This is a genomic window from Bacillus cereus group sp. RP32 (assembly GCF_040459735.1).
Classification (GTDB): domain Bacteria; phylum Bacillota; class Bacilli; order Bacillales; family Bacillaceae_G; genus Bacillus_A; species Bacillus_A wiedmannii.
This window is the reverse complement of record NZ_JARVHO010000001.1, coordinates 4937302-4959373: the sequence shown is the minus strand read 5'-3', so window position 1 is coordinate 4959373 and position 22072 is coordinate 4937302. Positions and strand designations below refer to the sequence as shown.

Sequence of the window (22072 nt, the reverse complement as noted above, 5' to 3'; positions counted from 1 at the left end):
CGCATTTAAAAATAAACAATTGACTTTTTTCTTAAAATTCAATATGTTCATAAAAACATCTGTTTTTCATAAGTATAATTAACCTGAATGGTTTTGGAATTTGGGAAGGAGAATGTAGCTTTGAAAACATTAGAACTACAAGAGCGGTTAACTGAAATTTTTCAGCATTTACATGAAAACCCTGAAGTGAGTTGGAAAGAGTATGAAACGACAGCGTATATTACTAACTTTTTAAAAGAAGAAGGAATTTCATATAAAATATTTGATGATTGCCCAGGCGTGATTGCTGAAATTGGAAACGGAAATCCAGTTATTGCAATTCGTGCCGATATGGATGCACTTTGGCAAGAAGTGGACGGAGAGTTTAGAGCGAATCATTCATGTGGTCATGATGCTCATATGACCATTGTGATGGGGCTTATTTTACAATTGAAAAATATGAGATGGGATAGTGGGACGGTTAGATTTATTTTTCAGCCAGCAGAGGAAAAAGGAAATGGTTCTTTAAAGATGGTAGATAAGGGTGCTGTGGATGATGCTGATTTCTTATTTGGTGTTCATCTAAGACCGATTGAAGAACTACCTTTGAAACAAGCTGCCCCATCTATTCGTCACGGAGCAGCAGGATTTTTAGAAGGAACGATTCATGGAGATGATGCACATGGGGCACGTCCACATCAAGGGATAAATGCAATTGATGTCATTTCTATGATCAATATCGGTTTGAAAAATATATGGCTACCACCGCAAAGTTCATATTCAGTGAAGATGACAAGGTGCCAGGCTGGCGGGGATAATTTGAATATTATTCCGGGTAACGGCCATTTTAGCTTAGATGTTAGGGCAGAGAGTAATACATTATTAGAAGAATTGAAGAAAAAAATAGAGCATGTAATAGAATCGGCCGCATCGATGGGATCGAAAACCTCATACAAATGGATCGACCTTGCACCAGGAGCTGAAGTGTCAGAAGAAGCTGAGCGCTTTATGGGAAAAGGCATTCTTGAAGTATACGGGGAAGAGGGATGCACTGGACCGCTGTATACGACAGGAAGCGATGATTTCCATTACTACACAGTGAAGAGACCACATTTAAAAGCTGTCATGCTTGGACTAGGGGCCAACCTACAACCTGGATTACACCATCCATATATGAAGTTCGATCATAGTTGTATTATGGATGGAGTAGAAATATTGAAACAAACTGTATTGAAAGTATTAGAGGACAGGGGCTAGATAGCTCCTGTTTTTTTGTAGGAATGTGTCGTTAAGTCGATATATTGAAAAAATCGTTGATATATTCAGAAAATAATTGATGTAATTTCACGTACCAGTTAACTTGATGCAAAATGAGTCTCCAGTACATGGTGTATAATAATAAGTACCATTTTCTAATAGGAGAAGACGAATGAACGAACAATATTACGATGCAGTATTACATATAAAAACTGTCGGTGAGCAAAAGGGTTTTAACAAGTCTATGCATTATCACCGTTATGAACCGACGCCATATAGCGGATTAGATGAGTTATTGAATCAATATGAAATAAGAAGTAGCGACCAGGTTGTAGATTTTGGATGCGGAAAAGGACGATTAAATTTTTACATGCACCATAAGTGTGGTGCTTCAGCAGTTGGGATTGAAATGAATGAAGAGTTTTATAAAGAAGCAATGGATAATCTTGAGCGCTATGCACGAAAGGTAAGAAACAGTAAAGATAAAATTGGGTTTGAATGCTGTTTAGCGCAAGAATATGAGATTGATCCACGTGATAATCGGTTTTATTTTTTTAATCCATTTTCTGTACAAGTATTTATGAACGTAGTAAATAACATTTTGCTTTCGGTAGAGGAAACAGAGAGAGAAGTAGATATTATTTTATACTATCCTTCTGAAGATTATATTTTCTTCTTAGAGAACCAGACTACGTTTGAGCTGAAGAGAGAAGTAAGGTTGCCAGGTGCTTATGAGAAGAATGGGAATGAGAGGTTTTTAGTTTATACATTAAGATTATAAAAAAAGCAGGTGCCAAGGCACCTGCTTTTCTTTACTCACGTCTATATAATTAGTTACGGATTAAGTAATCAAATGCACCTAAAGCTGCGTTTGCACCTGAACCCATAGAGATGATGATTTGTTTGTACGGATTATTTGTACAGTCACCTGCAGCAAACACTCCTGGTACGTTTGTAGCGCCGTGCTTGTCTGTTACGATTTCACCGCGAGCGCGTTCAACTGTTTCGCCTAACCAGTCTGTGTTTGGCACAAGACCGATTTGTACGAATACACCTTGTAATTCAACGTGATGAACTTCTTCAGTTTCACGATCGATGTAAGAAATACCGTTTACTTTATCAGTACCAGTGATTTCTTTCGTTTGAACGTTTTTCAGAACAGTTACGTTTGGTAAGCTGTTAAGACGCTCTTGTAATACAGCATCAGCTTTTAATTCTGGCATGAATTCAAGAACAGTTACGTGCTTAACGATACCTGCTAAGTCGATAGCTGCTTCAATACCAGAGTTACCTCCGCCGATAACTGCTACGTCTTTTCCGATGAATAATGGACCGTCACAGTGTGGGCAGTATGCTACACCTTTATTTTTGAACTCAGCTTCACCTGGTACGCCAACGTTACGCCAGCGAGCACCTGTTGAAACGATTACGCTCTTACTTTTCAGAATAGCGCCGTTTTCAAGTTCCACTTCAATAAGTTCTTTTTTCTCTAAACGTTTCGCACGTTGTAGATTCATTACATCGATGTCGTATTCTTTTACGTGCTCTTCAAGACTTGCTACTAGCTTAGGACCTTCAGTGCGTTTTACGCTGATGAAGTTCTCAATGCCCATAGTATCCATTACTTGACCACCGAAGCGCTCAGCAACGATACCAGTGCGGATGCCTTTACGTGCTGCATAAATTGCTGCACTTGCACCAGCAGGGCCGCCACCAACAACAAGAACATCGTATGGATCTTTATCAGAAAGCTCTGATGCATCTGGACCGTTACCCATTTTAGCTAAAATTTCTTCAAGTGTCATACGACCGCTTCCGAAAGATTCGCCGTTTAGGAAAACTGTTGGTACTGCCATGATGTCTTTGCTTTCTACTTCCTCTTTGAATGCAGCGCCATCAATCATAGTATGTGTAATACCAGAGTTTAGAACGCTCATTACGTTAAGAGCTTGTACAACATCAGGACAGTTATGACAACTTAGGCTGATATAAGATTCAAAATGATATTCGCCTTGAATGTTTTTAATTTGATCGATTAATTTTTGTTCAACTTTTGGAGCGCGTCCACTTACTTGTAGTAAAGCTAACACTAATGAAGTAAATTCGTGTCCTAATGGAATACCAGCGAATACGACACCAGTGTCTTCACCAGGGCGATTTACGCTAAAGCTTGGTGTTCTCTCTAATTCAACTTTTTCTACTGTAATCTTAGATGACATAGTAGCTAATTCGTCTACTAGAGCTAACATATCTTTAGATACGTCGTCGTCTCCAGCGCTTACTTTAAGTAAAATATCGTTCTCCATTAACTGAAGGTATTGGGATAGTTGTGTTTTTATATCTGCATCTAGTATCATTTTGATCGAACTCCTTAGATTTTGCCTACAAGGTCAAGGCTTGGTTTAAGTGTTGCAGAACCCTCTTGCCATTTAGCTGGGCAAACTTCACCTGGGTTGTTACGTACGTATTGAGCTGCTTTAATTTTGTTAACAAGAATGCTTGCGTCACGGCCGATACCGTCAGCATTGATTTCCATAGATTGGATAACGCCGTCTGGATCGATGATGAATGTACCACGAGCAGCAAGACCTTCTTCTTCCATTAAAACGTTGAAGTTTGTAGTGATTGTGCGAGTTGGGTCACCAATCATAATGTATTCGATTTTGCCGATAGTTTCTGAGCTATCATGCCATGCTTTGTGAGTGAAGTGAGTGTCTGTAGATACAGAGTATACTTCAACGCCTAAGTCTTTAAGAGCTGCGTATTGGTTTTGTAAGTCTTCAAGTTCAGTTGGGCAAACGAATGTGAAGTCAGCTGGGTAGAAACAAACTACACTCCATTTTCCTTTTAAACTTTCGTCAGTAACTTGGATAAATTCTCCATTATGGTAAGCATTAGCTTTAAACGGTTTTACTTCTGTGCCGATTAATAACATATTAAAATTCCTCCTAAATGTTGGTTTTGAGCATCAAAAAATAGTGTGCTCATAAAATATATTTTTTAATTAACTATAATAATTCTAATTCGATATTAATTATCATATAGAAGTGGTTATTTTGTCAAGAGAATAAACCAACTTTATATCAATTTAATTAATATTTATTCTCAATTAAGGTTGTTAGAGAATTAAAAGGTAGTTTTCATGTAATCGATTTTCAACGAGTATGTAAAAGAGTAGTGCGTATGTTAGAGACATGGTGTAAGTATAAATTGTTAGGAAGGGAATATTTCTTAGAAGTTGTGGATTTGAAAAGGGATTGCTTATTTCTATTTTACAAAGAATTGTGCGATAAATAAAATAAAATGAATTAGAATCTTTTTGAACAATTTTTGTCCTCTCAAATATATAATTAAGAAGCATATGGCAGTGATATAGAAACATTGACTCAAGATGTTAACAAGATATAATAAAACCTAGATATATCTTTCAAAAAGAAGAAGATATAATATAGGATAAAAATTTTTCAACCTATTATTTTTTATAGCTTTTAGAAAACGCTTACAATTAGTGTGGAGGGGAAACCATGTCTAAGTTCACAAAGTATTTTTTAATGGAAGCTAACGATGTGATTGTATATGTGAAAGAGAAATTATGTGAGTTTGAGGATGCAAAGGGGTTACAGTGTAAAGAAATAGGCGATGGTAATTTAAATTATGTATTCCGCGTTTGGGATGAGCAGAAGAATATTTCTGTCATTGTAAAGCAAGCTGGGGATACAGCAAGGATTTCAGATGAGTTTAAGTTGTCGACGAATCGTATTCGTATAGAATCAGATGTTTTGCAGTTAGAGGGGGAGTTAGCACCTGGGCTTGTTCCAAAGGTATATTTGTTTGATAGTGTGATGAATTGTTGCGTAATGGAAGATTTATCAGACCACACAATATTACGTACAGCACTTATAAATCATCAAATGTTTCCAAAGCTGGCGGATGATGTAACGACCTTTTTGGTAAACACACTCTTATTAACGTCAGATGTTGTAATGAATCATAAAGAAAAGAAGGAACTTGTGAAAAATTATATAAATCCTGAGTTATGTGAAATTACAGAAGATCTCGTCTACGCTGAGCCATTTACAAATCATAATAAGCGTAACGAGTTATTTCCGCTAAATGAAGGATGGATTAGAGAGCATATTTATAGTGATAAAGAGCTTCGTTTAGAAGTAGCAAAACTTAAGTTTTCTTTTATGACGAATGCACAGGCGCTTATTCATGGTGATCTGCATACTGGTTCTGTTTTTGTGAAAAATGATTCCACGAAGATTATTGATCCTGAGTTTGCCTTTTATGGACCGATGGGATATGACGTTGGGAATGTAATGGCGAATTTAATGTTTGCTTGGGTGAATGCAGATGCGACCATGGCGCTTGGAGCTGAGAAAGATACGTATATGGGTTGGCTACAATCGACAATGGTAGAGGTAATTGATTTATTTAAGAAGAAGTTTTTAAATGCTTGGAATATTCATGTGACCGAAATTATGGCGAAGGAAGAAGGCTTTAACGAAGTATATTTACAATCTGTATTAGAAGATACGGCTGCAGTGACGGGACTTGAGTTAATTCGTCGTATTGTTGGGCTAGCGAAAGTAAAGGATATTACTTGTATCGAGAACGAGGAAGCACGTGCTAGAGCAGAACGCATTTGTCTTCAAGTAGCGAAGAAATTTATTTTACAGGCGAATCAATATAAAACAGGCACAAGCTTTGTAGAAACGTTAAAAGAACAGTCAATGCACTATGCGAAGTAAGGGGAGAAGATGATGGAAGAACAATTAATACCCATTCAGTGGAAAGATAATGCTTTAGTTTTATTAGATCAAACATTACTACCGAATGAGGTTGTCTATGAATCTTTCAAGACAGCTGAAAGTGTGTGGGATGCCATTCAAGTAATGAAAGTAAGAGGAGCACCAGCGATTGGTGTTTCAGCAGCGTATGGTGTGTATTTAGGAGCTAAGGAAGTTACTCAAAGTACGGTGGAAGACTTTATAGAGGAAGTCAAAAAGATATGTGCATATTTGGCAACATCAAGGCCAACAGCAGTAAACTTATTCTGGGCACTTGAAAGAATGGAGGCGGTAGCGACAGAGAACGCGCATTTATCAATCGTCCAGTTGAAAGATAGATTACTAGAAGAGGCAAAAGAGATTCATAGAGAAGATGAAGAAATTAACCGTCAAATCGGAGAACATGCATTAACGTTATTCCATGATGGAATGGGAGTGTTAACACATTGTAATGCTGGTGCGTTAGCGACGACTAAGTATGGTACTGCGACAGCTCCAATGTACTTAGCGAAAGAAAAAGGATGGGACTTAAAAATCTTTTCAGATGAAACACGTCCTAGATTACAAGGTTCAACGTTAACAGCATTAGAACTACAACGAGCGGGGATTGATGTTACTGTCATTACGGATAATATGGCAGCTATGGTCATGTCACAAGGGAAGATTGAGGCGGTAATCGTTGGGTGCGACCGTGTGGCAGCAAACGGTGATGTAGCAAATAAAATTGGGACATTAGGCGTATCTATTTTAGCAAAATACTACAACATTCCGTTTTATGTAGCAGCACCAACACCGACAATCGACTTAAAAACACCGACAGGAAAAGAAATTCCAATCGAGGAAAGAGATGCTTCTGAAGTGATTAATCGCTTCGGACAATATTCTGCTCCGAAAGAAAGTAAAGTATATAATCCGGCATTTGATGTCACACCACATGAAAATGTAACAGCGATTATTACGGAAAAAGGGATTGTAAAAGCACCGTTTACGGAGAACTTAAAAAATCTATTTCAATAAGTAGATAGATTTAAAAAGTCAGTCATCATAAGCTTCATACTTAGGGGGATGTATATGTTATTACAAAAAGAAAGAGAAGAAATTGTAGCGTATGGAAAGAAAATGATTTCTAGCGGTTTAACAAAGGGGACTGGGGGTAATATTAGTATTTTCAATCGTGAACAAGGTCTTGTTGCGATTAGCCCAAGTGGTTTAGAGTATTATGAAACAAAACCTGAAGATGTAGTTATATTAAACTTAGATGGTGAAGTGGTAGAGGGAGAGAGAAAACCGTCAAGCGAGCTCGATATGCACCTTATTTATTATAGAAATCGTGAAGATATAAATGCGCTTGTGCATACACATTCACCTTATGCGAAGACAATTGCATCATTAGGGTGGGAGCTTCCTGCTGTATCATATTTAATTGCTTTCGCAGGCCCGAATGTACGCTGTGCACCGTATGAAACATTTGGTACGAAGCAATTAGCAGATGCTGCTTTTGAAGGCATGATTGATCGTCGTGCCGTTTTACTTGAGAACCACGGTTTAATTGCAGGTGCAAATAACATAAAAATGGCGTTTACTGTTGCCGAAGAAATTGAGTTTTGTGCGCAAATTTATTATCAAACGAAAAGCGTCGGAGAGCCGAAGCTTTTGCCAGAAGATGAGATGGCGAATTTGGCGAAGAAGTTTGAAGGGTATGGGCAGCAGTAAAGTTAATTATTGATTAAAAAATAGCCGTGAAAGAAAGTATATTCACGGCTATTTTAGATTTTAAATTACTTAGATATGTTTTTTAGCTGAGCATCCAATTTCCAAAAACCAATTCCAGAGAATAAGGCTGCTAATGAACCAATAATTGCAGCAATACCAATATCTCCGAACATCATGCCGCCCATTAATATACCGAAAATGCCAATTAAGATAAGAATAATAGCGATAGCTTTCATTTTGTTTACCTCCTGTTATTTTTATTGTGCAGCAATATCTATAGTGCTTCCTAATAAAATTATACTTTGTGTAGTACCACCACTCACATTATCAAAAGCATTTGTAGAAAGAGGTAATCCGACTGCTGTTACATAAGAGTCTTTAAATATATCTTTTAAATTACCTGAAAATATAAGTTGGAAGCTTTCATAATCGTCAGTTAATATGTGAACATAGGTAAATGTTTCGTTATTGAAAGGATCTTCTTTAATTCCTACTACGGTTCCATTAATAGGTATTAATTTTTCCAAGTAAGGTGTTATATTCTTATCTAAATGTTTATAACTGATTGAATGATCAATTAAGCTCTTAGTTGCATTTACATCGGCATCTGTTTTTGCTGGAAATAAATTTGAATGCCCATTAATAAATTTACTGCTAGTTTTATTTAGAGAAGAATGTTGCCCAGGTAAAGATGATAGGTATTGTTTATATGTATCTACTTGGGGATTTTTGGTGTTTGTTGTATTGGTTTTGACACTATCTTTAGAGTCTTCAGAAGCTTTAGCCGGTGTATCGCCAGAGTTTGACGAATTATTTGATCCTAAGGCAATAGTAATGAAGAGTATTCCAAAACACAGTCCCGTATACTTTAACCACCGTTTAGTTTGATTGTTCTTTTTAATCAGTGAGATTATAACCATGATTAAGCAGACAATAATACCAATTAAAGATGTTAAACCTAAAAAAGCCTCCATATGAGGGGATTCCTCCTTTAATATAATAAAAGTACTATATAATAATATAATATTAAAAGGAATTTTTCTACCATTTAAATACAAAAATATCCTTTATATGTTTTTTGTTACTGAATATATTAAGGGGGATATTCAGCAAGAATGAGTTATATCAATTATTGAAGTATATGACGATTATATTCTTGATGGATAGTGTGATTCTTATATATAACAAGAGACACTGTTTATTTGTGTAGAGCTCATCGATATGTATAAGAGCAAGCGAGTAATAACTGTAACATTGTAAATAAACGTAAAAAAACCCCCTCAAGAAAAAATCTTGAGGGGGTTTCTTTACGCCTTCTTAAGCAACAAATACATAAAGTAAGGGGCACCAATTAAAGCAACGACAATACCTGCTGGGATGCCATTAGGTTCAACGATGTTTCGGCCAATTGTATCTGCTAATAGCAATAGCCATCCGCCGATTAAAAGGGCGATAGGCATGAAAATTTGATGTCTTGGACCTACTAAAGATTTCGCGATATGAGGAGCCATTAGTCCGATAAAACTAATTCCTCCTGTTACGGAAACAGCTGCAGCAGCAAGCGCAACGGCTGCAACTAATAAGTATCTGCGTTCTTTTTCAATTTCAATTCCAACACCGATTGCGACTGGCTCGTTTAATGCTAGAATGTTTAATCGATTTGCTTTATAGAAAACGAACGGAATTAATACGATTAACCATGGGAGCATTGCTAAAACGAAGACCCAGTCATCTCCCCAAATGTTTCCGGCAATCCACTTGGCGATAAAGTCCACTTTCATACGATCAGCGGATGAAATAAGGACAATCATCATTCCAGATAGTGCAAATGAAAAACCAATACCAGTTAATGTTAGTCGGATTGGCTGAAGCCCAGTTGATTTGCTATATGAAAATACGTAGATTAGAACAGCTGTAAGAAAAGCCCCGATAGATCCAACGACTGGTAGTAAGTAAAGAAATGAACCTACATCTATTGGAAAGTATAAAAAGAAAATAGCAACAGCAACACCGGCCCCAGAGTTGATTCCGAGAATACCAGGTTCAGCTAAATTATTTCGAGTAATTCCTTGGAAGATAGCCCCTGATAAAGCGAGAGCCATACCAGCTAATAATGTAATAACAATTCTAGGTAGTCTTAAAGAGTATAAAACAAACTCCTCTTTAAAAGTCCCTTGTCCCATTAATGTTGGGAGTAGTCGATCATAAGATAAAGATGCTGAACCAAGTCCCATTCCAACTACAATGGTGGTGATGGTCAGTATTAGTAAAGCGAGTATAATAAGACGTTGTTTTCTTAGAATAGATTGCATCATGAGAATGTTTTTCCTCCTTTACGTACAACGAATAGGAAGAATGGCAGCCCTACAATTGCGACAATAGCGGCAACTGGTGTTTCATATGGAGCGTTAATAGTACGTCCGATTGTATCTGCAAGTAGCATAAAGGAAGCTCCAGCAATTGCTGACATCGGTATAACAAATCGGTAATCTGGACCGACAATTGGGCGTACCATGTGAGGTACCATTAAACCGATAAATGCCATATTTCCGACAAGCGCTACAGAAGCACCAGCAAGTAAGATAATAATGATAAATAGAATGGTTTTAATAACAATAATTTTTTGACCTAGTCCAATAGCCACTTCTTCACTGAAACTAAGAACTGTCAATTTTTTTGCTAGTAAGATAGCGATAAAGATACTAATTGAAATGACTGGAATAATAATTTTCAATTGGCTCCAAGTAGTTCCAATTACGCCCCCAGCAGTCCAAAGTGATACATCTTGTGAAATTTTGAAGTAAATACCGACTCCTTCTGAAATTGCGAGTAGAAATGCTGAAACGGCAGCACCGGCTAATACAATTCGAAGAGGGGACAGCCCGCCTTTTTTCACCATACCAATTCCAAATACCATAATTGCGCCAATTGCAGCACCGATAAAGCAAGCAAATGTTAAGTAAAGATAGCTGATGGAAGGATTGAAAGCAAGTGTCAGTGCAAGCGCAGCATTTGCTCCACCAGATAGCCCTAATAATCCAGGATCTGCAAGTGGATTTCGTGTTAATCCTTGCATAATTGCTCCAGAAACAGCAAGGCCCGCTCCTACAAAAATAGCAGCAACTTCACGTGGCAAACGTATTTCGCGAATAATAGATATTTTGTCCCCTTTAGCGGAGGAAGTAAGTGCTAACCATACGTCTTTTATTGAAGTATCTGCAGCACCTAATACCATTGCCACCATAAAAATAAGAAAGAATGCAATTATGCTCAAAATGAGTTTGTATGTAAAAGCTATAGAACGTGGATTGTCGTGATCTTTTGTCATTCGTTTCACATCTTTTCTGTTCATAGAATAAAGGAAGAGGAATTCTTAAATTAAGAATTCCTCATGCTTGTATTATTTACCAAGAAAGTTCTTCTTGAAGAAGTCTAGTTGGAAGTCTAATGTAAGTGGATCATTGAAATAGAATTCCATCATGTTTGCTTCGTATACGCGATTATTTTTTACTGCTGGGATGTTTTTATATGATTCTGTCTCTTGGAATGAGTTATCAGTATCTTTGTTTTTACTTACGATTAAGTAATCACCAGCAAATTCAGGTAATACTTCAGTAGATAATGCGTAGTAACCTTCTTTTAATGCTTTTTCTTTTACTTTTTCAGGCATTTTTAATTTCATTTCTTGGTACAGAATTTCTGTTCCACGGCCCCAGTTTTCGCCGTATACATAAAGCTGTTTGTTGAAGTTTTCTACAACAGAAACTGTTGCATCTTCACCAATTTTTGCTTTAATTTCTTTACCAGCGTCTTGTGCACGTTTCTTGAAGTCATCAACCCAAGTTTTTGCTTCTTTTTCTTTGTTTAATAACTTACCGATTTCTAAATGCTGTGTTAGGTAATCAACTTTTCCGTAAGTGTACGTTACAGTAGGAGCGATCTTCTTTAACTTATCAACATTTTTAATATTTGATAAACCAATGATTAAATCTGGATTTAGTTCAGCGATTTTTTCAACGTTTTCATCTGATACTTCAGCAACATCTTTAAGTTTGCTATCAAAGCGTGGGTTTTGTTTAGACCATGAATCTACCCCAACAAGATTTACATCTAATGACATTACGTTACCAGCGAATGATGATAAAACAACAACACGTTTTGGATTTGCTGGAACTTCTACTTTACCATTTTCAGATTGGTATGTAATTGTTTCTGATTTACTACCTTTTGTATCGTTCTTTTTGTCTGTAGAGCCATTGCTACAAGCGCTCATAACAAGAACGAAAAGAACTGTTAGTGAAATAAATAACTTTTTCATTGTCTTTCTCCTTTAACATAGATGATATGTGTATATAATAATTTGTTTAACTGCAATCTGTTTGAATGAGTAGTGGTAATACAAAATGCTTATTAAAAATCTTGAATATGAGATTTTACAATATAGTATTAACCATATTAGTGAAAGAAGATGTAATCTCAAATTTGCTAATTATTAACAAATTGATAATGATTATCACTATTGATTCTTTAAATAATATAATTTTATATAGGTGTATTGTCAATAGTAATTTTGATTGTAAATTTTGCGGAAACAGGTTATATTTTATTGAGAATGATAATCAATGACTAGTAGCTGAGGAGTGACACGAATGAATCAAGAAGAATTGTTTGATGTAACTGTGATAGGCGGAGGACCTGCAGGGCTTTATTCAGCTTTTTATAGTGGACTCAGAGAGATGAAAACGAAAATAATAGAATTTCAACCACAGTTAGGTGGAAAAATACATGTTTATCCAGAGAAGATGATTTGGGATGTAGGAGGGCTGCTGCCAGTTACAGGTGATAAATTAATTGAACAACTTGTACAGCAAGGGCTAACATTTAAGCCAGAAGTGGTATTAAATACAAAAGTAGAATCGATTATTCGTAACGAAGATGGCACTTTTACGTTAAAAGCAAGCACTGGAGAAGAACATTTTTCAAAAACAGTTATCGTCGCAACTGGAAGTGGTATATTGAAACCTCAAAAGTTATTAATTGAAGGTGCTGAGCGATTTGAAGTATCTAATTTAAATTATACAGTGAAATCTTTAAAGCGTTTCAAAGGTAAGACGGTCATTATTTCCGGCGGAGGAAATTCTGCTGTTGATTGGGCAAATGAATTAGAACCAATTGCGAAAAAAGTGTATGTAACATATAGAAAAGAAGAATTATCTGGTCATGAAGCACAAGTAAAACAACTGCTGAACAGCTCGGCGGAGTGTTTCTTTAATACATCGATTACAAAACTCATTGCTGGTGATAATCATGAAGCGATCGAATATGTAGAATTAACGAATCATGAAACAAGTGAAATTTTACATTTACCTATTGATGAAGTGATTATTAACCATGGATATGAACGTGACATTACGTTATTAGAAAATAGTGAGTTAGACGTTGCAATTATAGATAATTATTATATTGCAGGTAATGCGAATAGTGAGTCCTCTGTAGATGGATTATATGCTGCGGGAGATATTTTAAAGCACGAAGGGAAATTACACTTAATTGCGGGAGCATTCCAAGATGCTGGAAATGCTGTAAATAAAGCGAAACAATTTATTCAACCTGATGCAAGTGAGTACGGAATGGTTTCTTCGCATAATGAAGTATTTAAGAAGAGGAATCGTGAATTGATCAAGCAGATGATGAAATAATAAAGTGAAACTGTAATCAGTGGGGCCATTCTCCGCTGATTATGGCTACGCACTAATATAGCGGGATAAAGAAACAAGTACCCCCCATTTACTTCTCTTTTCGAGTGACGAGAGAGGTAAATGGGGGTTTTCCTGTTTACTATATTTTCAATCATTGTAATGACACCGGTTTCATCAGTTCATGTGATATGAACGTTTTATTTGTAAATCTTCCTAGAAAACAATGAATCTATGTTTTACTGCCGCAGAACAGTATTACATTATGCTGTCCCTTTAGCTCGTTCGTTAGGAAATGGCATATTTAATATAGAAGCAATGTACTGTTTTCCATGCATTCGAGCTAATGATTCTAATATTTGACGGACGCGTTTTGTAAGATGTCCTTGTTCCTTTATAGCTTCACAATATGCGTCATAGAAAACGTATTTAGCCCAAAGGAAATCATCTTGTTGGAATAAAAAATGATTTTTGTACCATTCTCCAATTGTATGGTAACAATTGTTTTCATGTATTGCTGCGCTTTGAGAAAGAATACGATCAGATAAAGATGTAGTTAAATGAGAAATTGTGTTTTCTGTTTCAAATTGTAATGTTTTTTCTAACATTGTAATGATGTGACGAGTAGCCATATGTTAACTCTCCTTTGTGTAAATGGGTAATACCATTATATATTTAAAAAATCCTTACTATATTATTATACAATATATGGAATGCATCCACCTTCTTTTTAAATTGCATTTACAAAATCTTTTTTATTTGTTTACAAAAATAAAGTAAGATACAGTATATATGAAAAAAATAATAAAGGAATGAACGCGTTGTATATAACAGTAGAAGAAGCTGCGGAGTATTTGAATTTACCAAAGTCGTATATTGAAGAGCTAATTCAGCAAAAGAAAATTCGTGCACTATTTGATGGAGAGCAATATTTATTAAATAAAGAACAATTCAATACACATTTAGAACAAATGGAGAAATATAAGCAATTAGTGGAAGATATATTGAACGAACCAATTCCAGAAGATATGGATGTTAAAGACGAAGATTAAATTATGGGAGATCCCGTATGAAGATATGCAGAAATGTATCTTCATACGGGATTTTTTGTTTAAAGATATCAAAAGCCTAAGGAGCGTTTAGCATTTCTTCGAATTTTGATAGGTAGTAGTCTACCATGTTAAAAGCATATTTTTTTACAGCTAGGACAAACATAGAGAACGTAACCTGTACAGATACATATACTATCAGTGCAAAAGCTTATAAATTAATGAAAAGCTTATAAATTAATGGAAGGGGTTTTCTCGTGAGTTTATTTCATTGTGATTTTTTGAAAGACTTAATTGGATCTTATGTGAGAGTAAACAGGGGTGGTCCAGAATCTCAAAAAGGAACAATAATATCAGTATGTCCGGACTACTTCGTATTGCAGAATGAAAAAGGTGAGCTTTATTACTATCAACTTAGTCATCTAAAAAGTGTTACAAAAAATGCGAAAGACTGTGGATCAAGTGATTCCGAGTGGGAAGATTGCGAATGTGCAGAAGACTTTGAGGCACTACTTCAAACTTTCAAATATTGCTGGGTAAAAATTAATCGCGGTGGTCCAGAGAAAGTAGAAGGCATTTTGCAAGATGTATCTTGTGATTTCGTAACATTAATCGTAAAAGAGGAACTTATATTAATTGCAATAAAGCATATTAAAAGCGTTAACTATAATGCATTAGCATGCGGAGAGAGCGATGAGAGCGATGATAGTAGCAGTAAGGAAAATAGTAGCAATAATTCAGGTCGCGCTCGTGCACAAAGACAATCAAGTAGAGGAAGATAAGAGGAAAGGGGGATACGAAATTGGAGAATGTATTATGCTGTGACCAAATTAAATGTTTAGTTGGTGAGACTGTAAAAGTAAACCTTCGCGGACCAGAGAGTCGAGTGGGGGTACTTGTATCGTTAGGAAGAGATTACCTTACATTACAACTTCCTCTTGGTGAATTAGTATATTACCAACTAAAGCATGTGAAGAGTCTAGTTAAAAAAGTGAAAGAAAGTAAATGTGGCGATTGCTATGTTTCATGTTTCTGCTCTGATGATGATACTTTTGTCGATGTATTACGTGACTTGAAGTATAAGTGGGTAAAAATTAATCGTGGCGGTCCAGAATGTGTAGAAGGTTTGTTAAGTGAGGTACACCATGACTGTATTACACTAGTAAACTGCGATGAAGTTATTTATGTAATTAAGTCTCATATTAAGAGTGTGAGCCAAGTAGTGAAATGTAAAAAGAATGAAGAAGAATAATGTTTGATAAATAAGAGGGGCATTATGGTTGAAGGTGAAGAACGATTTCTTATTTCGGATAGTATGAAAAGGAAGTCCTTACTATTCAGACGGAACATTGCCCCTGATTATTTTTTGGAATGGAGAATAGGAAAGCAAAAAATTTATAGGAAGGAGGATATAGATGAATGAGTTAAACAAAAGTATTGGAGAAAATATATATGTTAAACTAATCGGTGAAAAAAGATTTAAAGGTGTATTAATAGACGTAGGAAATGATATTGTTGTTCTTTACAATGGACAAGACTACGTATATATATCTTTATACCATGTACAATATTATAAATTTTTAAGACCATATGATGAGGAAATATCAAAACCAGATGTTGATTCTGTAATTAAGAGGGAATCGCCTTCCATTTCTTTGAGAAAAGTATTAAGTACTTCTAAAGGAATTTTTACAGAAGTTTATGTAGCAGGAAATGCTCCAATACATGGTTATGTTACAAGTGTAATGAACGATTATATTGTTTTTTATAGTCCAGTTTATAAAACAGTATATATATCTTTAAAGCATTTGAAATGGTTAATTCCGTATAAAGAAAATCAAGTCCCGTACGCCCTCAATAAAAATGAACTTCCCGTGAATCCATTAAATATTACGTTAGCTAGAACATTTGAAGAACAGCTTATTAAAATGTCCGGCAAAATCATGGTGTTCGATTTAGGTGAGGAATCTAATAAGATCGGAAAGATGGCAAAGATTGATGAAGGGCATATTGAAATATTAAAAGCACGTGATGCAAAAATGTATGTGAATATTCAACATGTGAAATCTGTCCATTGTCCGTAATCTAGTTGAAAGGGCTGGCTTTTTCTTTTATATGCAGAAGAAAAGGTCGAGCCTATTTGTTTAGCTCGATTTGAATATGAGAGGGAAAATGAATTGAATATAAATGTGTTAGTGTGACCTTTGAAGAGGAAATCTTGTGCAAAATTATAAAAAATATGTACGAGCCATTTTTTATATATTCAATTTATTTTTTTGTGGGAGAACTGCTCAACTAATATATTAAAGGGGTTTTGTTTGTGGAGCAGTTTCCAAATTCGTTATCGATTACATTACTTGGTAGTGCTGGTGGAGCAGCAAAAGCAGTTTTAGCAATTTTAAATCAAGCGATAGCAAATGAAAAAGACCCGATTTATGAAGCGATAAAGAATGTTACATTTCATTTGGTTGACATAAAACAAAAAGATAGGGCTTATTATGGTGAGTTGTTTCCGAATTTGAAAGATCAATTGTTTTTATATGAAATTGACCTTCAAGATGTAGTGAAGTTCAAACAACATTTGAAAGAAAAAAGCACGGGTGTTGTTATTGATGTTTCGGGAGCAGATACAATTAGAGTATTAAGTTGTTGTAATGAACTTGGAATTTGTTATATTAATTCAGCTTTGGAAAATGAGGAAGTAGATCAGGACGATAGTTTAATCGGCTTTCAGCTTACGGAAAGATATACGAGGTTTGAGAAGGAGAAAGAGAAATTTACAAATACAAAAGCAATTATAGGCTCAGGTATGAATCCAGGTGTTGTTCAATGGATGGTTGTTGAACTTATGAAGGAACGTCCAAAGGAAAAGCCAAGAGCATGTTATATAGTAGAACATGATACGTCATTTTTAAATGATGCAGCACTTATAAAGCCTCATACACTTTATGCTTCATGGGCAGTAGAGCGATTTCTAGATGAAGCGATATGGAGTTATCCGATGTATATGAGTCATCATCGTCCTCTTTATTTTTATGAAGATGTATATGCTTCAGAGTATAAAGTAAAGTTAGGAGAGAAAGAGTTTTATGGCTGTTTAATGCCACATGAGGAAGTTTTAATTTTAGGAAAAAACTTCAATATGGAAGTGGGTTTTCTTTACCGAATTAATGAGTATACGACTAATGTAATTAGACAGAACTTAGATCAAGTAGAAGATTTATGGAGTTGGAATCGTAAAGTATTTAATCCAGCCGAAGAAGAGATTGCCGGCGAGGATCTAGTAGGTGTATTACTCGTTTATGAAAATAGTGAGACATATATGTATAACGTGATGAATAGCAGTCAAGTTTTTCATAAATATAAAACGAATGCGACTTACTTTCAAGTAGGGTGCGGGATTTATGCAGGTTTGTGCAGTTTACTTTTAGACCACTTTGGACAAGGTGCTTACTATGTCGAGGAATTATTATTAAATACAGAAAGTAAGTACGGCGAATATTTGAATTTATATATGAAGGATTTTGTAGTGGGCGGAAATGACTTTACGGATGGATTGCTACATGATCGGGTAAGATGGATATAAGTTGTGACGAAAAGGAAGGGGAAATCTCCTTCCTTTTCGTATGATAAGGTTACATCTTACCCTGAAAGCAATTTCATACTTATAATTTAAGGAGATAATATGTAGAGCTTTTGTATTGAGTATGAGGAGTATTTATATGAACAAATTTAAAAGCTTGATATATGAGGAAAGAGAAGCTTTAAAAGTATTTGAAAGAATTAACGGGTTTGTTAGAGAAAATCGGTAAAGCTTTTTACAAAACAAAGGAGAATGGTACGGACTGGGTTAATGATTACATATAAAATCATTGAGGAACATCAAGGAAGTATCGCGATTCAAAGTAGCATGGGAATAGGAACGAAAGAGGAAATTTTTTTACCGACAGCATAATGTGCTAGAGAAAAATATTTTTCAGAAAAGTGTTCTTGTTGTGTAAATATAAACATTTTATAAAATGTTTCAAGAAGGGTTTTTTTTATAAAATACTTCGTTTATAATGGAGGAAAATATCGACATGAGATTTGTTATTCATGTAACGGTTCGGTAGTGTTAGAGAAAGAAGGGGTGCACGCGCATCCTTTTTTCTATGCAGATATTATGAAAGAGGTGGTATGATGGAATTAACATTAAATTCGACTGTATGTTTACACACGATTCAATTTCGAAAAGAGCAAAAGAATTATATTGTAAAAGATACAATTACAGGAGAAAAATATGAAATGCCGCCACTTTGGATTGATGCATTGGCAATGATGCGTGACGGTTTTTTATTGGGGGAAATTGAGGAGAAATTAAAAGAAGAGTATCCAGACGAAGAAATAAATATGTTAGCATTTACGAGGCAACTGTTAGAGCTAGAGCTTGTCGGAATGGTAGATGGGGAAGAAATAGCTTGTACAAAGAAGAAAGAGAAAGATTATTTAGCTTGGTTACGTCCTCGTGTCGAGCAATTCTTTCTTAGTTTAAATAAAAAAAATAGAAGCAAAGGTCAGTGATGATCTTTGCTTTTTTGTATAGTTTGTTTAAAAAATTACAGCGAATGCCCTTGCGAAAGCACCGTCGCTATCTTTAATTTTTAAAGGTGCCGCTGAGAAAAAGAAACGTTTCGTGTTAATTGCATCTAAGTTGGTTAAGTTTTCGATTAAATAAATATTATTCCCAAGTAGTATGTGATGAATTGGCGATGTTTCTGTCGTTACCTCATCAGGAGAGATGAAATCTAAACCGACAGATTTTACTTTTAATTGAACTAGTTCTTCAGCTAATTCTTCAGAAAGATAAAAAGCTTCTTTCTCATATGCTTCTGTATTCCATTTCGTAGATAGATTGGAATGGAAAATGACAATATCACCTTTTTTTATGTCAGCGTTGTGTAATACTTCTTTAGGTAGTTTTCGTTCTTGTACATGAGTTACATCAATAAGAACAGCTTCGCCTACAAATTGATCTAGGGGTAATTGATCAATAGTCATTGCGCCTGAAATGAAATGAGCAGGAGCATCACAATGCGTGCCAACATGAACGACAGAATGAAAATCTGTAACTTGATAGCCTGTCTCTTCAACGCTTGTAATGGCTCCTAAATTGATTTTTGGTGTTCCAGGGAATTGGGACATATTGTTTTCAAATGTTTGTGATAGGTCAATTACTTTCATTTTAAATACCTCCAATATATGTTTTGAAATAAAAAAACTCACCTTTCATAATCAAGAAAGATGAGTTTTGTACACAATAGTTACGTTTTATCTTTCAAAATGCAATGCATTTTGCAGGAATTAGCACCTATTCAGTTTGTATAAACTGAGGTTGCTGGGCGTCAAAGGGCCGGTCCCTCTGCCTCTCTTGATAAAGACATATTAAGTTTTCATTTCTGAATATTCACTACTTTTAAATTGTAATTCATTTCCTTTTTTCGCGCAATACAAAATAGGTATTCACCCAAATAAAGTTGCTCGCATATTGTAGCTTATGTAAATAGAATGCTGCGAAGGAGTGAGTGCAGTGACAGGGAATGTATTGAATTATTACGCTGGTGGAAATACAGCTAGAGGATTTCAGAATTTATACGACGAGAATTTAAAAGGGCTAAACAGGTTATTTATTTTAAAGGGTGGTCCTGGAACCGGGAAATCTTCTTTAATCAAAGCAATAGGCCGTGAGTGGGTTGAAAAAGGATATGATATTGAATTTTTACACTGTTCTTCTGATAATAAATCGGTTGATGGTGTAATTATCCCGAAGTTAAAAGTAGGAATTGTTGATGGAACATCACCGCATGTTATTGAGCCGAAAATGCCAGGAGTTGTCGAAGAGTATATTAATTTAGGGGTTGCTTGGGACTCAGATAAATTAAGAAAGCAGAAGGTGGAAATTGAACGATTTGTTTCAGAAGCAAGCAAGGCTTTTCAAACTGCTTACGCTTGTTTTAACGAGGCATTAGTTATACATGATGAGTGGGAGAAAATATATATTAATAATATTGATTTTAATAAAGCAAATGAACTAACCGATCAGCTGATTCAGAAGTTATTTACAGATAAAGGCGGGAAACAATCGCTTGTGAAACATCGGTTTTTAGGGGCAGCTACACCGAAAGGAGCAGTTGATTTTGTTCCTAATTTAACAGAGGGATTATCACATCGTTATTTTATAAAAGGACGCCCAGGATCTGGGAAATCAACAATGCTTAAAAAATTAGCTAAGGCAGCAGAAGAAAAAGGATTTGAAGTTGAAGTATATCATTGTGGATTTGATCCAAATAGTCTTGATATGGTTATCGTAAGAGAATTAGGGTTTGCAATTTTTGATAGCACCGCACCACATGAATATTTTCCGAGCCGCGAAGGTGATGAAATTATAGATATGTATGCCTTGATTGTGACACCAGGGACAGATGAGAAGTATGCGACAGAAATTCGTGACGTGTCGATTCAATATAAAGCAAAAATGAATGAGGCGATGTCTTTCTTAGCGAAAGCGAAATCAGTTCGTGATAAATTAGAACGAATATATATTGCTGCTATGGATTTTTCAAAAGTAGATGCATATAAAGAGGAGATTCAAAAAGAGTTTGAACGAATTGCGGTTAGTGTAAAAGAAAAGAACAAGTAAAAAATAAAGGATTTTGGTAGGCTGTCGGGAATTTTCTGACAGCTATTTTAGTATGTAGTAAAATTAGCAGTATGTTTGTCGAATTTCCAAGGAAATAATCAAAAAATGGAGAGGGTATGAAATGAGAGAGAAAATTAGAGTGGAGTTAGCAAGAATTGAACAAGAGAATGATGTGAAAATTTTATTTGCAGTGGAATCAGGGAGTCGTGCTTGGGGATTTCCATCGAAAGATAGTGATTATGATGTTAGATTTGTTTATATGCATCCGGTAGAGTGGTATTTATCAATTCATGATAAACGAGATGTAATTGAGTATCCGATTAGTGATGATTTAGATATAAGCGGGTGGGATATTAAAAAGGCGTTACAGTTATTCGCAAAGTCAAACCCAGCTTTACTCGAATGGATTCGATCACCGATTTTCTATTCGAAAAACTCTCATTTTCCAGAACAGCTTCAGCAAATGAGTGATAAGCACTTTGATCCAAAAGCAACGATATATCATTACTTACATATGGCTTCAAAAAATTATCGTGAATTTTTGCAAGGTGAGAACGTAAAATTGAAAAAATACTTTTATGTATTGCGTCCGATTTTAGCTTGTAAGTGGCTAGAGGAGAAAACAACTTTACCACCTGTAGAATTCGATCAATTGATTACAGAATTATCGTTAGAACGTAGCGTATTAGATGAAATTGAACAGTTGTTAATAAAGAAAAAGGCAGGTACTGAATTAGATGTTGGATTAAAAATTGAGGTGTTGAATCAATTTTTAGAAGAACAAATTCATTACTATCAGCAATATGTAAAAGGAATTGAAAAGGGATCAGGAATTGATATAGAGAGTTTAAATACATTGTTTCGAGATATGTTGTTTGAAGTATATGAAAAAGAGCACAAGTGAGTTTG

At 35.4% G+C, this 22072-nt stretch carries 23 protein-coding genes, 1 pseudogene and 1 riboswitch; of the genes and pseudogenes, 15 read left to right on the top strand and 9 right to left on the bottom strand.

Annotation, left to right across the window (positions count from 1 at the left end; genetic code table 11):
- Positions 1-120 precede the first annotated feature (120 nt).
- On the top strand, positions 121-1236 hold the full coding sequence (locus QCI46_RS25480; RefSeq protein ID WP_353841712.1) for a M20 peptidase aminoacylase family protein: 1116 nt from the start codon (positions 121-123) through the stop codon (positions 1234-1236).
- Positions 1237-1408: 172 nt separating this feature from the next.
- A complete protein-coding gene (locus tag QCI46_RS25475) occupies positions 1409-2017 on the top strand; it encodes an SAM-dependent methyltransferase (RefSeq protein WP_353841711.1) in 609 nt (202 codons plus the stop codon).
- A gap of 49 nt (positions 2018-2066) precedes the next feature.
- On the opposite strand, the gene ahpF is transcribed toward QCI46_RS25475, so the two are convergent.
- Together ahpF and ahpC are read right to left on the bottom strand one after the other, a co-directional pair.
- A complete protein-coding gene (ahpF, locus tag QCI46_RS25470) occupies positions 2067-3593 on the bottom strand; it encodes an alkyl hydroperoxide reductase subunit F (RefSeq protein WP_000599491.1) in 1527 nt (508 codons plus the stop codon).
- 14 nt (positions 3594-3607) lie between these two features.
- The gene (ahpC, locus tag QCI46_RS25465; RefSeq protein ID WP_000924417.1) at positions 3608-4171 is read right to left on the bottom strand and encodes an alkyl hydroperoxide reductase subunit C; all 564 of its coding nucleotides are present in this window, start codon (positions 4169-4171) and stop codon (positions 3608-3610) included.
- A 589-nt stretch (positions 4172-4760) separates the two neighbouring features.
- Here ahpC and mtnK point away from each other — a divergent pair.
- From mtnK to QCI46_RS25450, 3 genes are read left to right on the top strand one after another with little or no spacing between them, the layout of a single operon-like run.
- Positions 4761-5990, top strand: a complete 1230-nt coding sequence (gene mtnK / locus QCI46_RS25460) for an S-methyl-5-thioribose kinase (protein WP_353841710.1) — start codon at positions 4761-4763, stop codon at positions 5988-5990.
- A 12-nt stretch (positions 5991-6002) separates the two neighbouring features.
- A complete protein-coding gene (gene mtnA, locus QCI46_RS25455; protein ID WP_327958669.1) occupies positions 6003-7046 on the top strand; it encodes an S-methyl-5-thioribose-1-phosphate isomerase in 1044 nt (347 codons plus the stop codon).
- Between the two features lie 54 nt (positions 7047-7100).
- Positions 7101-7742: an L-fuculose-phosphate aldolase gene (locus tag QCI46_RS25450; protein ID WP_000926561.1), complete on the top strand. Its 642-nt coding sequence runs from the start codon at positions 7101-7103 to the stop codon at positions 7740-7742.
- Between the two features lie 65 nt (positions 7743-7807).
- On the opposite strand, the gene QCI46_RS25445 is transcribed toward QCI46_RS25450, so the two are convergent.
- From QCI46_RS25445 to QCI46_RS25425, 5 genes are all read right to left on the bottom strand, one after another.
- Positions 7808-7978 (bottom strand): hypothetical protein, encoded by a 171-nt coding sequence (locus QCI46_RS25445; protein ID WP_165761968.1) that lies wholly within the window; start codon positions 7976-7978, stop codon positions 7808-7810.
- A gap of 21 nt (positions 7979-7999) precedes the next feature.
- A complete protein-coding gene (locus QCI46_RS25440; RefSeq protein ID WP_088092969.1) occupies positions 8000-8716 on the bottom strand; it encodes a hypothetical protein in 717 nt (238 codons plus the stop codon).
- Positions 8717-9049: 333 nt separating this feature from the next.
- On the bottom strand, positions 9050-10057 hold the full coding sequence (locus QCI46_RS25435; RefSeq protein WP_353841709.1) for a FecCD family ABC transporter permease: 1008 nt from the start codon (positions 10055-10057) through the stop codon (positions 9050-9052).
- The gene (locus QCI46_RS25430; RefSeq protein WP_002096896.1) at positions 10054-11094 is read right to left on the bottom strand and encodes a FecCD family ABC transporter permease; all 1041 of its coding nucleotides are present in this window, start codon (positions 11092-11094) and stop codon (positions 10054-10056) included. Before QCI46_RS25430 ends, QCI46_RS25435 begins: the two co-directional genes overlap by 4 nt.
- Before the next feature lie 48 nt (positions 11095-11142).
- Positions 11143-12060 carry an iron-hydroxamate ABC transporter substrate-binding protein gene (locus QCI46_RS25425; protein ID WP_353841708.1) on the bottom strand — a complete coding sequence of 306 codons (918 nt, stop codon included), beginning with the start codon at positions 12058-12060 and terminating at the stop codon, positions 11143-11145.
- 331 nt (positions 12061-12391) lie between these two features.
- Between QCI46_RS25425 and QCI46_RS25420 the strand changes: the two genes are divergently transcribed.
- Positions 12392-13441, top strand: a complete 1050-nt coding sequence (locus tag QCI46_RS25420) for an NAD(P)/FAD-dependent oxidoreductase (protein WP_353841707.1) — start codon at positions 12392-12394, stop codon at positions 13439-13441.
- Between the two features lie 260 nt (positions 13442-13701).
- Here the strand turns inward: QCI46_RS25420 and QCI46_RS25415 are convergent, their stop codons facing one another.
- Complete coding sequence (locus QCI46_RS25415; RefSeq protein ID WP_060486892.1) at positions 13702-14070, bottom strand: hypothetical protein; 369 nt, start codon at positions 14068-14070, stop codon at positions 13702-13704.
- A 180-nt stretch (positions 14071-14250) separates the two neighbouring features.
- Here QCI46_RS25415 and QCI46_RS25410 point away from each other — a divergent pair, with 180 nt between their 5' ends.
- From QCI46_RS25410 to QCI46_RS25380, 7 genes and pseudogenes are all read left to right on the top strand, one after another.
- A complete protein-coding gene (locus QCI46_RS25410; protein WP_002006755.1) occupies positions 14251-14490 on the top strand; it encodes a helix-turn-helix domain-containing protein in 240 nt (79 codons plus the stop codon).
- A 254-nt stretch (positions 14491-14744) separates the two neighbouring features.
- Positions 14745-15269, top strand: a complete 525-nt coding sequence (locus QCI46_RS25405; protein ID WP_282895666.1) for a spore coat protein — start codon at positions 14745-14747, stop codon at positions 15267-15269.
- A 20-nt stretch (positions 15270-15289) separates the two neighbouring features.
- Positions 15290-15739 carry a spore coat protein gene (locus QCI46_RS25400; RefSeq protein WP_098078027.1) on the top strand — a complete coding sequence of 150 codons (450 nt, stop codon included), beginning with the start codon at positions 15290-15292 and terminating at the stop codon, positions 15737-15739.
- A 163-nt stretch (positions 15740-15902) separates the two neighbouring features.
- The gene (locus QCI46_RS25395) at positions 15903-16571 is read left to right on the top strand and encodes an LSm family protein (protein WP_001004279.1); all 669 of its coding nucleotides are present in this window, start codon (positions 15903-15905) and stop codon (positions 16569-16571) included.
- Positions 16572-16807: 236 nt separating this feature from the next.
- A complete protein-coding gene (locus QCI46_RS25390; protein ID WP_353841706.1) occupies positions 16808-18073 on the top strand; it encodes an S-adenosylmethionine decarboxylase related protein in 1266 nt (421 codons plus the stop codon).
- Between the two features lie 209 nt (positions 18074-18282).
- Positions 18283-18442: pseudogene (locus tag QCI46_RS25385) on the top strand (ATP-binding protein); the annotation flags it as partial.
- Positions 18443-18666: 224 nt separating this feature from the next.
- Positions 18667-19047 (top strand): hypothetical protein, encoded by a 381-nt coding sequence (locus tag QCI46_RS25380; protein ID WP_000424111.1) that lies wholly within the window; start codon positions 18667-18669, stop codon positions 19045-19047.
- A gap of 27 nt (positions 19048-19074) precedes the next feature.
- Here the strand turns inward: QCI46_RS25380 and QCI46_RS25375 are convergent, their stop codons facing one another.
- Positions 19075-19707 carry a cyclase family protein gene (locus QCI46_RS25375; RefSeq protein WP_353841705.1) on the bottom strand — a complete coding sequence of 211 codons (633 nt, stop codon included), beginning with the start codon at positions 19705-19707 and terminating at the stop codon, positions 19075-19077.
- Positions 19708-19791: 84 nt separating this feature from the next.
- A riboswitch (SAM riboswitch) is annotated at positions 19792-19904 on the bottom strand.
- 149 nt (positions 19905-20053) lie between these two features.
- On the opposite strand from QCI46_RS25375, the gene QCI46_RS25370 reads away from it, so the two are divergent.
- Complete coding sequence (locus tag QCI46_RS25370; RefSeq protein ID WP_353841704.1) at positions 20054-21163, top strand: PRK06851 family protein; 1110 nt, start codon at positions 20054-20056, stop codon at positions 21161-21163.
- A 121-nt stretch (positions 21164-21284) separates the two neighbouring features.
- Positions 21285-22067 (top strand): nucleotidyltransferase domain-containing protein, encoded by a 783-nt coding sequence (locus tag QCI46_RS25365; RefSeq protein WP_353841703.1) that lies wholly within the window; start codon positions 21285-21287, stop codon positions 22065-22067.
- Positions 22068-22072 lie beyond the last annotated feature (5 nt).

Excerpts from the sequence above, each read along its gene's own strand:
- QCI46_RS25435 (WP_353841709.1), bottom strand. The coding sequence starts at position 10,057 with ATGATGCAATCTATTCTAAGAAAACAACGTCTTATTATACTCGCTTTA.
- ahpC (WP_000924417.1), bottom strand. The coding sequence starts at position 4,171 with ATGTTATTAATCGGCACAGAAGTAAAACCGTTTAAAGCTAATGCTTAC.
- QCI46_RS25440 (WP_088092969.1), bottom strand. The coding sequence starts at position 8,716 with ATGGAGGCTTTTTTAGGTTTAACATCTTTAATTGGTATTATTGTCTGC.
- QCI46_RS25380 (WP_000424111.1), top strand. The coding sequence starts at position 18,667 with ATGGAATTAACATTAAATTCGACTGTATGTTTACACACGATTCAATTT.
- QCI46_RS25475 (WP_353841711.1), top strand. The coding sequence starts at position 1,409 with ATGAACGAACAATATTACGATGCAGTATTACATATAAAAACTGTCGGT.
- QCI46_RS25430 (WP_002096896.1), bottom strand. The coding sequence starts at position 11,094 with ATGAACAGAAAAGATGTGAAACGAATGACAAAAGATCACGACAATCCA.
- QCI46_RS25365 (WP_353841703.1), top strand. The coding sequence starts at position 21,285 with ATGAGAGAGAAAATTAGAGTGGAGTTAGCAAGAATTGAACAAGAGAAT.
- QCI46_RS25415 (WP_060486892.1), bottom strand. The coding sequence starts at position 14,070 with ATGGCTACTCGTCACATCATTACAATGTTAGAAAAAACATTACAATTT.
- QCI46_RS25425 (WP_353841708.1), bottom strand. The coding sequence starts at position 12,060 with ATGAAAAAGTTATTTATTTCACTAACAGTTCTTTTCGTTCTTGTTATG.
- mtnA (WP_327958669.1), top strand. The coding sequence starts at position 6,003 with ATGGAAGAACAATTAATACCCATTCAGTGGAAAGATAATGCTTTAGTT.
- QCI46_RS25410 (WP_002006755.1), top strand. The coding sequence starts at position 14,251 with ATGAACGCGTTGTATATAACAGTAGAAGAAGCTGCGGAGTATTTGAAT.
- QCI46_RS25450 (WP_000926561.1), top strand. The coding sequence starts at position 7,101 with ATGTTATTACAAAAAGAAAGAGAAGAAATTGTAGCGTATGGAAAGAAA.
- QCI46_RS25395 (WP_001004279.1), top strand. The coding sequence starts at position 15,903 with ATGAATGAGTTAAACAAAAGTATTGGAGAAAATATATATGTTAAACTA.
- QCI46_RS25375 (WP_353841705.1), bottom strand. The coding sequence starts at position 19,707 with ATGAAAGTAATTGACCTATCACAAACATTTGAAAACAATATGTCCCAA.
- mtnK (WP_353841710.1), top strand. The coding sequence starts at position 4,761 with ATGTCTAAGTTCACAAAGTATTTTTTAATGGAAGCTAACGATGTGATT.
- QCI46_RS25420 (WP_353841707.1), top strand. The coding sequence starts at position 12,392 with ATGAATCAAGAAGAATTGTTTGATGTAACTGTGATAGGCGGAGGACCT.
- QCI46_RS25445 (WP_165761968.1), bottom strand. The coding sequence starts at position 7,978 with ATGAAAGCTATCGCTATTATTCTTATCTTAATTGGCATTTTCGGTATA.
- ahpF (WP_000599491.1), bottom strand. The coding sequence starts at position 3,593 with ATGATACTAGATGCAGATATAAAAACACAACTATCCCAATACCTTCAG.